We start from the raw sequence: 13,623 nt of genomic DNA, 5'->3' as shown, positions 1-13,623 counted from the left end.
ATAACAATCATCTCGACCGGAACGCAGTAGAGCGGAGAGATCTATCTCGAGATAGGTCTCTCCACTTCGGAGACACTCTGCTAGAAATGACGACATCTTGGACTTCGGACCTCCGTCTTATTTCAAAAAATCTTCCCTGTGCGGATTAAAAATATCAACTAATAATCCCGCTTCTAAACAAACCACACCATGAAAAACATTTGATGGGGCAAAAAAAACGTCACCTTCGTTTAAGATTTTCTTATCATCGCCCATGCTTACTTCAAAACTTCCTTTGGCAACATAGCTCATCTGTAAATGAGGGTGATTATGAATGGTGCCAATGGCATCTTTTTCAAATTCTACTTTAACCAGCATCAGGTTGTCATCGAAAGCCATAATTTTGCGTTTAACGCCTGCTCCTAAATCTTCCCAGTCGATATTGTTATCCGAAATTAATGTTTTGTTGTTTAAGTCTTTGAAATTCATTTTTTATAAGTAATATTAAAAGGATTGTCGGATTGTCGTCTTTCCCGCGAAGGCGGGAATCTTAAAGTTATTGCATTAGGATTCCCAATCAACCCGATAGCTATCGGGTTGGGAATGACGAACCGCCTTTGCATTCTCTGCGAAAAACATTGCGTCCTTTGCGGTTAATCCTTAAACCAAATATTCAAATAAAGTCTGATCCTGGTTTAACTCTATAATTTCAAATTTAAAGTCTTTCATGCGCTGCAATAAACTCGCATAATCGTTTTTGTTCGAAAGTTCGATACCCACCAACGCAGGACCATTTTCTTTATTCGTTTTTTTAATAAACTCGAAACGGGTAATATCATCCTGCGGACCTAAAACCTCATTTACAAATAATTTTAAAGCACCTGGTCTCTGCGGGAAACGCACAATGAAATAATGTTTCAGACCCTCGAAAAGTAAAGATTTCTCTTTAATCTCCTGCATGCGCTCTATATCGTTGTTTCCACCGCTAACGATACAAACTACCGTTTTACCAGTAATCTGGTCTCTAAGCTGATCTAATGCTGCCACAGAGAGTGCTCCTGCAGGTTCAACTACAATTGCATCTTCGTTGTAAAGTTTTAATATGGTAGTACAGATTTTTCCTTCAGGGATCAAATGCATCTGATCAAGAAGTTCCTTACAATATTCGTACGTGATGTGGCCGATCCGTTTTACAGCGGCACCATCCACAAAACGGTCAATCTCTTCTAAAGTATAAGGACCGCCGTGTTCCATAGCCGTAACCATTGATGGTGCACCTAAAGGCTCAACGCCAACCAGTTTTACATCAGGTTTAACGGTTTTCATATAAGCGCTCACGCCTGATGCTAAACCACCACCACCAACAGGCATTACCAGGATATCTAAATCCGGTAGGTCTTCATAAATTTCAACACCAACCGTTGCCTGTCCTTCAATTACTTTTTCGTCATCAAAAGGGGGAATGAAAGTAGCCGATTTTTCGGCACTGTAAGCCAGGGCTTCTTTCAGGCAATCGTCGAAAGTATCGCCAACTAAAATCACTTCTACACTGTCGCCACCAAACATATAAGTTTGTTTAACTTTTTGTTTAGGGGTAATTTCGGGCATAAAAATAACACCTTTGATGCCGAGTTTTTTACATGAATAGGCTACGCCCTGTGCATGGTTGCCCGCACTTGCACACACAACACCGTTAATCAAAGCATCCTGCGGCAACGTACTTATTTTGTTGTAAGCGCCGCGTAATTTGTAGGAGCGTACAATCTGGAGATCTTCTCTTTTTAAATAAATATTGGCATTATAATGAGCAGAAAGTCCGGCGTTAAACTCTAAAGGCGTACGTTTTACCACGCCTTTTAATCGTTGGGCTGCAGATTGAAAATCTAGTGTATTTGGTGTTGTAGTATTCATTGTTGTAGTATCAGGTATAGAGAGAATCAAGTAGCAAGACTGATGTTCTCTTATGTTTTTGTAAAGCAGGGTTCGGTGTTTTTCGGTTATTGCAGTCCTGCTATTCGTTCCAATCTTTTTATAATGGCTGTCCCGCTGAGAACGAAGAATCTGTTTCATCGGTTGCAGATGCTTTCCCGAAATCGGGACAGGCTGTTCCTCAGCATGACATTATATTCAAGGTTGCTGCAATTAAAAAGTATTTCCACTGCTATCAGGTTTAGGAAACGGGAGTCAGTGCGTTAAAATAGAAGGCCACCCGCTTAACGCCAAACCCTAAGCCTTTAGGCCGTTCGCCGCTCGCTTTTAGCTTTAGTCTTTAACCTTTCAGCTTCTACGCTAAATGTAGCGCTACCAATTGGTTTAAATCGTGGTCGTTAATGCCCTGTTTGCTATCAGCCAAAACCAAAAACTGTTTGTAAACAATATCTAAATGGTCTTTTTCTAATTTGTGGCCTAAACGGTCTAAATGGTGTTTTAAAGCATGGCGACCGCTTCTTGCCGTTAATACGATGGTTGCATCAGGGAAACCGACATCTTCCGGTTTAATAATTTCGTAATTCTCGCGGTTTTTCAAGAAACCATCCTGATGAATGCCAGAACTGTGCGAAAATGCGTTTCCACCAACAATTGCTTTATTTGGTTGTACCGGCATGTTCATCTGGTTTCTCACCATATGGCTCATTTCATAAAAGCGGGTAGCATCAATCTGGGTATTTAAACCCAAAATTTTGTGTGTTTTCAAAATCATCACGACTTCTTCCATTGATGTATTGCCTGCACGCTCTCCGATGCCGTTAATGGTACATTCTACCTGGCGGGCACCATTTTGTAAGCCAGCGATAGAATTCGCAGTAGCCAGGCCTAAATCGTTGTGGCAATGCACCGAGATAATGGCTTTGTCGATATTTTTTACGTTTTCTTTTAAATAAAGGATTTTCGAACCGTATTGGTCTGGCAAGCAATAACCATTGGTATCTGGAATATTTACCACAGTAGCACCTGCTGCAATTACCGCTTCAACCATTTTGGCTAAAAATTCGATATCAGCACGGCCGGCATCTTCTGCATAAAACTCCACATCTTCTACAAATTTTTTCGAATACCTTACGGCTTCAACAGCACGCTCCAAAATTTCTTCGCGGGTACTGTTAAATTTATGTTTAATGTGAAAATCGGATGAACCGATGCCCGTGTGGATACGAGGTCTTTTAGCATAACGCAAAGCATCTGCCGCCACATCGATATCATTTTTATTTGCACGGGTTAAAGCACAGATAATTGGGTTGGTAACCGCTTTTGATAACTCGATTACGCTATTAAAATCGCCTGGACTAGATACCGGGAAACCAGCTTCAATCACATCTACACCTAAAAGCTCAAGTGATTTTGCGATTTCTACTTTTTGGTTTGTATCTAACTGGCAGCCTGGTACCTGCTCGCCATCGCGCAATGTGGTGTCGAAAATATAAACTTTGTTCGGGTCGTGAATCATAATCTTAAGTTTAGGAAGTGATTAATTTTTGGGATAAGAATTTAATAACCAATTTGCCCATTTCGGCGGTGCCTAAAACTTTGAAACGGTTTGTGTTTTGATCGGCAATATCATGAGTTCTGAAGCCCTCTTTTAGTACCTGATCGATGGTATCAACCAATAATTTGGCTTCTTCCTTAAGTCCGAAACCAATTTCTAACATTAAAGCGGCTGATAGGATAGAAGCCAATGGGTTGGCTAAATCTTTGCCTGCAATATCGTGTGCTGAACCGTGGATCGGCTCAAAGAAACCTGTGCTTTCGCCAACAGATGCCGAAGCCAGCATGCCCATTGAACCCGCAATCTGCGAAGCTTCATCGGTTAAAATATCACCAAATAAGTTGGCCGTTAAAACCACGTCGAATTTTTTAGGGTTCTTGATCAACTGCATCGCAGCATTATCAATAAACATGTGCTCGGTTTCTACATCAGGGTATTGTTTAGCAATTTCCTGAACGGTTTCGCGCCACAAACGTGAGCTTTCTAAAACATTTGCTTTATCTACCGAGCATAATCTTTTATTACGTTGCTGAGCTGCTTGATAAGCCTTGTGAGCGATACGCTCTATCTCGTAACGGTGGTAAATCATTAAGTCAGAAGCTGTATTTCTGTCTTCAGAGCGTGTTTTTTCACCGAAATACACATCTCCTGTCAATTCGCGGAAGAACAAAATGTCGGTACCTCTTAAAATTTCTGGTTTAATGCTCGATGCTTCAAGAAGTTCGTCAAATAGTAATATCGGGCGGAGGTTGGCGAATAAACCCAGTTCTTTACGGATTTTTAAAAGGCCTTGTTCTGGTCTAACTTTTAAACTTGGGTCGTTATCGTATTTGGCATGACCAATTGCCCCGAAAAGGATTGCATCGCTTTGTCTTGCTTTTTCCAAAGTTTCATCTGGCAAAGGTTCGCCGGTAACTTCAATAGCCGCATGGCCCATTAAAGCTTCGTCAAATACAAATTCATGGCCAAAAATTTCGGCAATTTTTTCTAATGCTGCTTTTCCCCAGGTAGTAACTTCGGGTCCAATACCATCTCCAGGTATTACTAAAATGTTCTTCTTCATTGTACTAAACGTTTTCTAGTATAGTTTCGACGACTTTTACCTCGCCTTTTTCTAACAATATTCTTTTTTCTATGCAGGTTGGCAGCTGCGATTCAAAATGGCCAACATAAATCAAGGTCATTCCGTTGCTGCACAGTTCGTCAACCAATTGGTTAAAGTGCTGCGTTTGCTGGCGGTCTAAGCCCTGGCAAGGTTCATCCAGAATTAACAGTTCCGGGTTTTTTATAATCGTCCGCGCTAACAATACCAATCTTTGTTTACCGAGTGGGAGTGCGGTTAATAATTCATTTTTATTTTCAGTTAAGCCAAAGTATTCCACCAGCTCATCAACCTGTGTGCTTTTTGTATAGGGCAATTGTTGGAATAAACCTACTGTATCGTAAAATCCGGAAGCAATGCTTTGCCAAACGGTTGCAGTAGGATCGAAATACCAGTGAAATTCGGGTGAGATTAGGCCAATATGTTGTTTAATATCCCAAATACTTTCTCCGCTTCCACGTCTGTTGCCGAATAAATAGAGTTCGTTCGCATACGATTGTGGGTGATCGCCATTTACCAAACTTAACAGGGTAGATTTTCCTGAACCGTTATGACCCTGTAAAAGCCATTTTTCTCCTGCCTTAACTTCCCAGTTAATGTTTTTCAATACCTGTTTTTCGCCATAGCTAATGTTTACATCAACCATTTTTACAATATCTTCAGAACTGTAAACAGGCGATTCTTTTAAGAAAGCCGGAATTTCTCTTAAATAAATTTCGGTAGCTGAACTTTCTAAAGCATCTACTTTAACTAATTTTCCATCTCTTATTTCGGCAAAAGAATTAATGCAGGCCGGTAATTCGCTATCATTACAGATCAAAATCAATTGCACACCTTCTTCAGCCACTTGATCCAACAAAATGTTCAGGTTTTTACGCGAAGCAACATCTAAACCGGTATAAGGTTGATCGATAATCAATAACTGTGGTTTTAACCAAAGCGCTTTAACCAGTTGCAGTTTTTTATGTTCGCCACTGGATAATTCGATGAGTTGTGAACTGGCAAATGTTGCAAAACCCAAAGCTTCTAAAATGGGTTCAACCTGATCGAAATGAAGTCCTTTTTCTTTACCATAGCCCACCAGTTCTGCATGAACGGTTAAAGTTTCTTTAGCCTGCTGACTGGTGTAACGTTGTTGGTAATAAAAATTGGCAACACCTTCCAAGTTTTTAAACTGATACCAGCTTTCTACGTAAAGTACTTCTTTAGGAAGTGCGCTTAATTCATCAAAATTAATTTCGATGCTTCCCTGAGCCGGAATTAAACCTGCAATAGTTTTAGCTAAAGATGTTTTTCCTGTTCCACTTTTTCCACCGATTACATAACTTTCGCCAATATTCATTTCCCAATACAAATCCTTTAGCACCACTTTGTTGTGGTAATTCAGATTTAGATTCTGTATGTGAACGAATGGTTTAAACATTATCTCGCTTGCTCGAATTCTTCAATTAATTGTTTTTGGTTTAAGATGAAATCGATATCATCATAACCATTGATCAGGCATGATTTTTTGTAAGGATTAATCTCGAAAGATTCCTGAGCACCTGTTTCTACAATTGTAACGGTTTGATTTTCCAGATCAACTTCTAAAGCTGATTTTGCATTGTTATCAACTGCTTTGAAAATCTGCGCCAAAAATTCTTCACTTACCTGGATGGGTAATAAACCATTGTTCAAGGCATTCCCTTTAAAGATATCGGCAAAGAAACTACTGATTACGGCATCAAAACCTGCATCCTGGATGGCCCATGCTGCATGTTCGCGACTACTTCCACAACCAAAGTTCTTTCCCGCCACCAAAATCTGACCGCTGTAGGTTGGATTATTTAGTACGAAATCTGCTTTAGGCTGGTTATCGTTTTCATAACGCCAATCGCGGAACAAATTTTCGCCAAAACCCTCACGGGTAGTCGCTTTTAGAAACCTTGCAGGGATAATCTGGTCGGTATCAATGTTCTCTATGTTTAAAGGCACTACTGCCGATGTTAATTTTGTGAATTTTTTCATGTCAATTAGTATCAAGTAAGGAGTAATAAGTATCAAGACTTATATTCCACTTTTTATCTTTTATCTTAGGCCTTTTGCTTAATGGTGGTAATTTTATACTCCATGTTTTTACCTTCCGCCTTAAGCCTTACTACCTTCAACCTTGGTAAAGTGCTCAACTGTTGGAAAGGGATCATAAAAGTGATGCAATAACTTTTTCCAATCCTGATATGCTACCGATCCTCTGAAACCTTCGGTATGTGCTTCCAGAGTTTCCCAATTTACCAGCAGAATATATTTATTTTCTACCTCTACGCATTTTTGAAGCTGATGCGAAATGTAACCTTCCCTATCAGAAATGATTTTTTGTGCCTCTTTAAAAGCTTTTTCAAAATCAGCCGATAATCCGGCTTTTACATTTAGTATGGCAACTTCTAGAACCCCCAACCCCCTTGAGGGGGCTTTTGACGTTCCATTGTCAGTCTCGTTTTCCATCTTCAAGCATTAAGGTTTGCACCTTGTAAAGCCCCTTTAGGGGTTTGGGGTTAACATTTCTCTTACGTCGGTAATTTTTCCTGTTACGGCTGCTGCTGCTGCGGTAAGTGGACTGGCCAATAAGGTACGTGCATTTTGTCCTTGTCTACCTTCGAAGTTTCTGTTCGATGTAGACACACAATATTTACCCGCCGGGATTTTATCTTCGTTCATACCTAAACAGGCACTACAGCCAGGTTCGCGTAACTGGAAACCAGCGGCTTCGAAAATTTTATCCAAGCCTTCGTTTTTAGCCTGTTGTTCTACCTGTTTTGATCCTGGTACAATCCAAACCGTAACATTATCGGCTTTGCGTTTATCTTTAACAAAATCAGCAACTTCGCGTAAATCCTCAATTCGTGAGTTGGTACAGCTTCCGATGAACACATAATCAACCGGTTTTCCGATCAATGATGAATCATCATCAAAGCCCATATAATCCAAAGCTTTTTGGTACGAAAGTTTTTCTTTTTCTGGTTGTGCGCCAGTTGCCGGAATATATTCCTGGATACCCATACCCATTCCCGGGTTTGTTCCGTAAGTGATCATTGGAGCAATATCTGCAGCATCGAAAGTTAAAACGCTATCGAATTTGGCATCAGCATCGCTATATAAAGTTTTCCAATAGGCTAAAGCTTTATCCCACTCTTCGCCTGCGGGAGCGAATTCTCTTCCTTTAATGTAATCGAAAGTAGTTTGATCAGGTGCAATTAAGCCTCCACGAGCACCCATTTCGATACTCATGTTACAGATGGTCATACGGGCTTCCATACTTAAAGCCTCAATTGCCGAACCTGCATATTCAATAAAATAACCTGTACCGCCAGCGGCAGAGATTTGAGCGATAATGTATAAGATAATGTCTTTTGCCCCAACACCTTGTCCAAGTTCGCCGTTTACCTCAATTTTCATGGTTTTCGGTTTCGACTGCAATAAACATTGCGTTGCGAAAACCTGTTCTACCTGAGAAGTACCGATACCGAATGCAATAGCGCCAAAAGCACCATGGGTAGAGGTATGACTATCGCCGCAAACCATCGTTTTACCCGGTAGGGTTATGCCCAGCTCAGGACCTATAACGTGTACAATCCCTTGAAAAGGATGACCTAATCCATAAAGTTCTATGCCAAATTCTGCACAGTTTTTGGTTAACATATCTACCTGATAGCGCGAAAGCTCTTCTTTAATCGGCAATAACTGATTTAGGGTTGGCACGTTATGATCGGCAGTGGCAACAGTTTGTTTCGGACGCAAAACAGGTAAACCTCTTTTGCGCAAGCCATCAAATGCTTGCGGAGAAGTTACCTCGTGTATTAAGTGTGTATCAATGTATAAAATATCAGGAAATCCTTCTTCACTTTTAACAACGTGAGCATCCCAAATTTTTTCTACTAATGTTTTTGACATCTTTTTATATAATTATTTAAACCTCGCAGGTTTCGTAAACCTGCGAGGTTTGTAAGTTTACTATGCAGTTTTAATCGCCTTCATTGCTGTCATTGCTTTACGCAATGTAGCTCCGATTTGCTCTACTTCGTGTGAACGGATAGCTTCGTTAACATCAATTAGTTTTCTGTTATCAACAGCGCCATCTTTACCTTCATTAAAGTTTTTACCAACTAAATCAGTATCTACTTTTTTCATGAAATCGCCTAAAAGTGGTTTACAAGCCTGGTCGAATAAATAGCAACCATATTCTGCAGTATCAGAAATTACGCGGTTCATTTCGAACAATTTTTTACGGGCAATGGTGTTGGCAATAAGTGGCGTTTCGTGTAACGACTCATAGTAAGCAGATTCTGGTTTGATACCTGCCTGTACCATGGTTTCGAAAGCCAGTTCAACACCAGCACGAACAAAAGCAACCATTAAAGTATAGTTATCGAAGTATTCCTGTTCGCCGATTTTTACATCACCAGCTGGTGTTTTTTCAAAAGCAGTTTCACCAGTTTCAGCTCTCCATTTTAAAAGGTTTTTATCGCCGTTTGCCCAGTCTTCCATCATGGTACGGCTAAATTCGCCACTCATAATGTCGTCCTGGTGTTTTTGGAACAATGGACGCATAATGTCTTTCAATTCTTCCGAAATTTCGAAAGCTTTGATTTTAGCCACATTGCTTAACCTGTCCATCATGGCCGTAATACCACCTTGTTTTAAGGCTTCGGTAATTACTTCAACACCATATTGAACCAATTTGGAAGCGTAACCTGCATCGATTCCTTTTTCTACCATTTTATCGAAAGATAGGATAGAGCCTGTTTGCAATAAACCACAAAGGATGGTTTGCTCGCCCATTAAATCAGATTTTACTTCTGCTACGAAAGAAGATTTTAATACACCTGCTCTATGGCCACCAGTACCTACGCAATATGCTTTTGCCTGAGCTAAGCCTTTACCCTGAGGATCGTTTTCAGGGTGAACAGCAATTAGGGTAGGTACGCCGAAACCACGAACATACTCCGCTCTAACTTCACTACCCGGACATTTAGGCGCAACCATAATAACAGTTAAGTCTTTACGGATCTGCATGCCTTCTTCAACGATATTGAAACCGTGAGAATATAATAAAGTAGCACCTTCTTTCATTAAAGGCATAATTGCATTTACAACAGCGGTGTGTTGTTTATCCGGAGTAAGGTTAATTACTACATCTGCATTTGGAATCAGCTCTTCGTAAGTGCCAACAGTGAAGTTATTTTCAGTTGCATTTTTCCACGAATCGCGTTTACCTTCAATTGCTTCCTTACGTAAAGTGTAGCTTACATCTAAACCACTATCTCTTAAATTTAAACCCTGGTTTAAGCCTTGAGCACCGCAACCTACAATTACCAGTTTTTTGCCTTTTAATGCGCTAACGCCATCTAAAAATTCGGCACTGTCCATGAAGTCGCAAACACCTAATTGGTTTAATTTTTCTCTAAGAGGTAGTGTGTTAAAATAATTTGCCATTGTTTTTTATTGGTTAATTTCTAGTTTAATTATCGTTTTTATATATTCTATTTTTCCTTCGGTTTGATTACACAGATGGAGTAATTGCACGGATTTTTTATCCATTTTCCATCTGACATCTTCCATTTTACATATACTTTTTCAGTGCCGATGCGTAACCGCAATGCACGTTATCATGACCAATGGTTGTAATCAATACCTCTTCTATACTATTCAGTTGCACGCCGTAAGTTGCAGTTGTAAAAGGAGTGATGCTCGAAAATTTTCCGTTTGCATAATCTGCTTTTATTCTTTCAATACTTTCAATTGCTATGGTTTTCAATTCTGCTACTTCTTCTTCTGTTACGGTATAAGTTGGTCTTGTATCCTTTTTGTAATAGTCGTTAAATTTTACCGATGCTGCATCTTCTAATATTCCAGTGCGCACATAACAAAGCGTTTGTGTACTCACCACGATATGCCCAAAATTCCAGATGATATTGTTGTTGAAACCATCAGGGATTTTATTCAATTCTTCGATGGTTAAACCATCAATTAACTTGATAAAGGCCTTGCGTGAGTTTATTATAAAATCAAATACTTCGTTCATTATTTTCTTTAATCTTTAATCTCTGTATTTTCAGCTTCGTTTCGCTCTTCGTTAAAAGTAATCTGGTTAAAGAACGGATCGTTTACGGTTACTGCCCAGGTTCCATGAAAAGTTTTCTCTAAGCCTGGTCTGTTGTATTTGTAATTCTTGGCTGTTATTTCTTTATGGAATTCCTTTAAACTTACACAATCAATGTAAACATGCGCACCAGGGGCGCTATCTCCATGGTGTTCGCTTAAATGCAGTTCGATACCATTTAATGAAACCTGCATATAAACCGGGGTGTTTTTTTCAAAAGTGTGTTCCCAGTCTATTTTAAACCCCAGCCAGTTTACATAAAATTCAACTGCTTTATCGTAATCGAATATTCTTAAAATCGGTATGGCTTTATTGCATTTCATATTTTTGTTTTTTCGTCATTGCGATGCCGGATTTGTGTGAGTCGAGGCAATCTATTTGAGTTAATCTGAAAGATTGCTTCGTCGTTCCTCCTCGCAATGACGGATTTGTTGTAGAACTTACATTGTAAAGATTTTCTCTCCTTTTTCTAAAAACTCATTTTCTACCAGTTCTTCACGTGGTTCGAAAGCTTCAAATTCTTTAAGTTTTTCGTGGAAACCAGCACTATCTTTAATAATGGCTACCCTTGCAGAGCGGACAAATTCAATCAGTTCGTACGGTTCAAGGGCTTTTACCAAAGCATCGGTCTCTTCGCGGTGACCTGTTACTGCAAAAACAGTATAATCTTTGCGGATCACTACAGCGCTTGCGCCATATTGCCTTAATAAACGCTCAACAGTTACTTTTTCGGCAATTTCATCTGTAGAAACTTTGTAAAGTGCCAGTTCCTGCCAGATAATCTCTTCATTGGTGTTGAAATATACTTTTAATACCTCAATCTGCTTTTCAATTTGGCGGGCAAGCTTCCTCACCACTTCGTAACCTTCGTGAATAACGATGTTGAAACGGTGTATTCCATCAATTTCTGATGGTGATGTATTTAAACTCTCAATATTGATTTTTCTTTTTGAGAAGATAATCGCAATCCTGTTTAACAAACCGATGCGGTTTTCAGCATAAACCGTGATGGTGTATTCCTGCTTTCCGTCAAAATCCGCTTTTGTTATTTTATGTTCTAATGTATTTTCAGTACTCATGTCCAAAATTTTTACCACCAAGGCACAAAGGCCACGAAGGTTTTGTTTATGCTATTTTTCGCTTTAGTCTTTCTGCTTTAATCTTTCAGCTTACTTCAACCTGATTTCGCTTACACTCATTCCCTGAGGAACCATCGGGAAAACGTTATTTTCTCTACCTACCATAACTTCTAATAAATAAGAGCCTTCGTGGTTGATCATCGTTTCTAACGCTTCTCTTAAGTTTGCACGCTCATCAACTTTGCTTGCTTCGATGTAGTAAGATTTAGCCAAGGCCACAAAATCAGGACTGGTGATGTTTACAAAAGAATAGCGTTTATCATGGAATAACTGCTGCCATTGACGAACCATACCTAAGAAACGGTTGTTCAGGATCAGGATTTTTACTGCCGCACCAAACTGCATAATTGTACCTAACTCCTGAGGTGTCATCTGGAAACCCCCGTCGCCGATAATGGCAATAACCGTTTTGTCAGGAGCACCATATTTAGCCCCGATAGCTGCTGGTAAACCAAAACCCATGGTTCCTAATCCACCAGAAGTAATGTTGCTACGGGTATTATTGAATTTTGCGTAACGGCAGGCTACCATTTGGTGCTGACCAACATCAGTAACAATTATAGCATCGCCACCACAGATTTCGTTAATGTTGCGCAACACTTCGCCCATGGTCATTTCATCACCAGTTGGGTAAAGCTCGGGAGTAATGACCTGGTCTATTTCCTCCTGGTTATATTGTCTGAATTTAGCTAACCATTCTTCGTGTTTGCTTTCGTTAACCAGATTAGTGAGTAGGGGTAAGGTTTCTTTACAATCGCCCCAAACGCCAACCTCAGCTTTAACATTTTTGTCAATTTCTGCAGGATCGATATCCAAATGAACTACTTTAGCTTGTTTTGCATATTTGTCTAAACGGCCAGTTACGCGATCATCAAAACGCATACCTATGGCAATTAGAACATCACATTCGTTGGTTAGCACATTTGGTCCGTAATTACCATGCATACCCAACATACCTACGTTTAAAGGGTGTGAAGTTGGGATAGCGCCTTCACCCATAATGGTCCAAGCAGCAGGAATACCTGTTTTATTGATAAAAGCTTTAAATTCTTCTTCAGCTTTACCTAAAACAACACCCTGGCCGAATAAAATAAATGGTTTTTTAGCTGAATTAATTAATTCGGCCGCCTGCTCAATATATTCAATCCTAACTTTTGGTTTTGGGCGGTAACTGCGAATGTGATTACATTTTACATATTCAGGGAATTCCTCAAGCTGTAATTGTGCATTTTTGGTAATATCGATCAAAACAGGACCTGGTCTGCCACTTTTAGCGATGTAAAAAGCTTTGGCCAATACCTCCTGAATTTCTTTGGCATCAGTAACCTGATAGTTCCATTTGGTAACGGGAGTAGTAATATTGATTACATCCGTTTCCTGGAAGGCATCTGTACCTAATAAATGGGCGAAAACCTGTCCGGTGATACAAACCAATGGTGTACTGTCAATTTGTGCATCTGCCAAGCCTGTAACCAGGTTGGTTGCCCCTGGTCCGCTGGTTGCAAATACAACGCCAACCTCACCGCTTGCTCTTGCAAAACCCTGAGCGGCGTGGATTCCACCTTGTTCATGGCGGACTAATATATGTTCTAATTTATCGGCATAATCGTAAAGAGCATCATAAATAGGCATGATTGCTCCACCCGGATAACCGAAAATGGTGGTTACACCTTCTTCAATTAATCCATTCAACAAAACCTGCGAGCCTGTTCCTTTAAAGGTTTTTGAGGTTTCTGCTTTTGCCTCGGTTTGTTGTATTGTTTCTTGTGCAGTTTCCATAGTT

At 39.9% G+C, this 13,623-nt stretch carries 13 protein-coding genes; all 13 read right to left on the bottom strand.

Going from position 1 to position 13,623, the window contains the following annotated elements; translation table 11 throughout:
• Window positions 1-117: 117 nt before the first annotated feature.
• Window positions 118-468 (bottom strand): cupin domain-containing protein, encoded by a 351-nt coding sequence (locus U859_RS0124200; RefSeq protein WP_025145850.1) that lies wholly within the window; start codon window positions 466-468, stop codon window positions 118-120.
• Between the two features lie 171 nt (window positions 469-639).
• On the bottom strand, window positions 640-1,890 hold the full coding sequence (gene ilvA, locus U859_RS0124195; RefSeq protein ID WP_025145849.1) for a threonine ammonia-lyase IlvA: 1,251 nt from the start codon (window positions 1,888-1,890) through the stop codon (window positions 640-642).
• A gap of 373 nt (window positions 1,891-2,263) precedes the next feature.
• Entirely contained in the window at window positions 2,264-3,424 is a 1,161-nt protein-coding gene (locus U859_RS0124185) for a 2-isopropylmalate synthase (RefSeq protein WP_025145848.1), read from the bottom strand.
• Window positions 3,425-3,434: 10 nt separating this feature from the next.
• Complete coding sequence (leuB, locus tag U859_RS0124180) at window positions 3,435-4,526, bottom strand: 3-isopropylmalate dehydrogenase (protein ID WP_025145847.1); 1,092 nt, start codon at window positions 4,524-4,526, stop codon at window positions 3,435-3,437.
• A 4-nt stretch (window positions 4,527-4,530) separates the two neighbouring features.
• A complete protein-coding gene (locus tag U859_RS0124175; protein ID WP_025145846.1) occupies window positions 4,531-5,988 on the bottom strand; it encodes an ATP-binding cassette domain-containing protein in 1,458 nt (485 codons plus the stop codon).
• Window positions 5,988-6,572 carry a 3-isopropylmalate dehydratase small subunit gene (gene leuD / locus U859_RS0124170; protein WP_025145845.1) on the bottom strand — a complete coding sequence of 195 codons (585 nt, stop codon included), beginning with the start codon at window positions 6,570-6,572 and terminating at the stop codon, window positions 5,988-5,990. Before leuD ends, U859_RS0124175 begins: the two co-directional genes overlap by 1 nt.
• A 120-nt stretch (window positions 6,573-6,692) precedes the next feature.
• Window positions 6,693-7,046 (bottom strand): antibiotic biosynthesis monooxygenase family protein, encoded by a 354-nt coding sequence (locus U859_RS0124165; protein WP_025145844.1) that lies wholly within the window; start codon window positions 7,044-7,046, stop codon window positions 6,693-6,695.
• Between the two features lie 36 nt (window positions 7,047-7,082).
• Window positions 7,083-8,492, bottom strand: a complete 1,410-nt coding sequence (leuC, locus tag U859_RS0124160) for a 3-isopropylmalate dehydratase large subunit (protein WP_025145843.1) — start codon at window positions 8,490-8,492, stop codon at window positions 7,083-7,085.
• A gap of 60 nt (window positions 8,493-8,552) precedes the next feature.
• Window positions 8,553-10,034, bottom strand: coding sequence for a ketol-acid reductoisomerase (ilvC, locus tag U859_RS0124155; protein WP_025145842.1), 1,482 nt, complete (start codon window positions 10,032-10,034; stop codon window positions 8,553-8,555).
• 127 nt (window positions 10,035-10,161) lie between these two features.
• Complete coding sequence (locus tag U859_RS0124145; protein WP_025145841.1) at window positions 10,162-10,623, bottom strand: DinB family protein; 462 nt, start codon at window positions 10,621-10,623, stop codon at window positions 10,162-10,164.
• Window positions 10,624-10,631: 8 nt separating this feature from the next.
• Window positions 10,632-11,024: a glyoxalase superfamily protein gene (locus U859_RS0124140; protein WP_025145840.1), complete on the bottom strand. Its 393-nt coding sequence runs from the start codon at window positions 11,022-11,024 to the stop codon at window positions 10,632-10,634.
• 117 nt (window positions 11,025-11,141) lie between these two features.
• On the bottom strand, window positions 11,142-11,780 hold the full coding sequence (gene ilvN, locus U859_RS0124135) for an acetolactate synthase small subunit (RefSeq protein WP_025145839.1): 639 nt from the start codon (window positions 11,778-11,780) through the stop codon (window positions 11,142-11,144).
• 90 nt (window positions 11,781-11,870) lie between these two features.
• Window positions 11,871-13,619: a biosynthetic-type acetolactate synthase large subunit gene (gene ilvB / locus U859_RS0124130; protein WP_025145838.1), complete on the bottom strand. Its 1,749-nt coding sequence runs from the start codon at window positions 13,617-13,619 to the stop codon at window positions 11,871-11,873.
• Window positions 13,620-13,623: the final 4 nt, after the last annotated feature.

The organism is Pedobacter jeongneungensis (assembly GCF_000633455.1).
GTDB lineage: Bacteria > Bacteroidota > Bacteroidia > Sphingobacteriales > Sphingobacteriaceae > Pedobacter > Pedobacter jeongneungensis_A.
The sequence above is the reverse complement of the archived record's forward strand: the minus strand, read 5'-3'. Positions and strand labels throughout refer to the sequence as shown.

Bases quoted from the DNA above. Each gene is read 5' to 3' on its own strand.
- ilvN (WP_025145839.1), bottom strand. From the start codon at position 11,780: ATGAGTACTGAAAATACATTAGAACATAAAATAACAAAAGCGGATTTT.
- ilvC (WP_025145842.1), bottom strand. From the start codon at position 10,034: ATGGCAAATTATTTTAACACACTACCTCTTAGAGAAAAATTAAACCAA.
- U859_RS0124145 (WP_025145841.1), bottom strand. From the start codon at position 10,623: ATGAACGAAGTATTTGATTTTATAATAAACTCACGCAAGGCCTTTATC.
- U859_RS0124175 (WP_025145846.1), bottom strand. From the start codon at position 5,988: ATGTTTAAACCATTCGTTCACATACAGAATCTAAATCTGAATTACCAC.
- U859_RS0124165 (WP_025145844.1), bottom strand. From the start codon at position 7,046: ATGGAAAACGAGACTGACAATGGAACGTCAAAAGCCCCCTCAAGGGGG.
- ilvB (WP_025145838.1), bottom strand. From the start codon at position 13,619: ATGGAAACTGCACAAGAAACAATACAACAAACCGAGGCAAAAGCAGAA.
- leuC (WP_025145843.1), bottom strand. From the start codon at position 8,492: ATGTCAAAAACATTAGTAGAAAAAATTTGGGATGCTCACGTTGTTAAA.
- leuD (WP_025145845.1), bottom strand. From the start codon at position 6,572: ATGAAAAAATTCACAAAATTAACATCGGCAGTAGTGCCTTTAAACATA.
- U859_RS0124140 (WP_025145840.1), bottom strand. From the start codon at position 11,024: ATGAAATGCAATAAAGCCATACCGATTTTAAGAATATTCGATTACGAT.
- leuB (WP_025145847.1), bottom strand. From the start codon at position 4,526: ATGAAGAAGAACATTTTAGTAATACCTGGAGATGGTATTGGACCCGAA.
- ilvA (WP_025145849.1), bottom strand. From the start codon at position 1,890: ATGAATACTACAACACCAAATACACTAGATTTTCAATCTGCAGCCCAA.
- U859_RS0124200 (WP_025145850.1), bottom strand. From the start codon at position 468: ATGAATTTCAAAGACTTAAACAACAAAACATTAATTTCGGATAACAAT.
- U859_RS0124185 (WP_025145848.1), bottom strand. From the start codon at position 3,424: ATGATTCACGACCCGAACAAAGTTTATATTTTCGACACCACATTGCGC.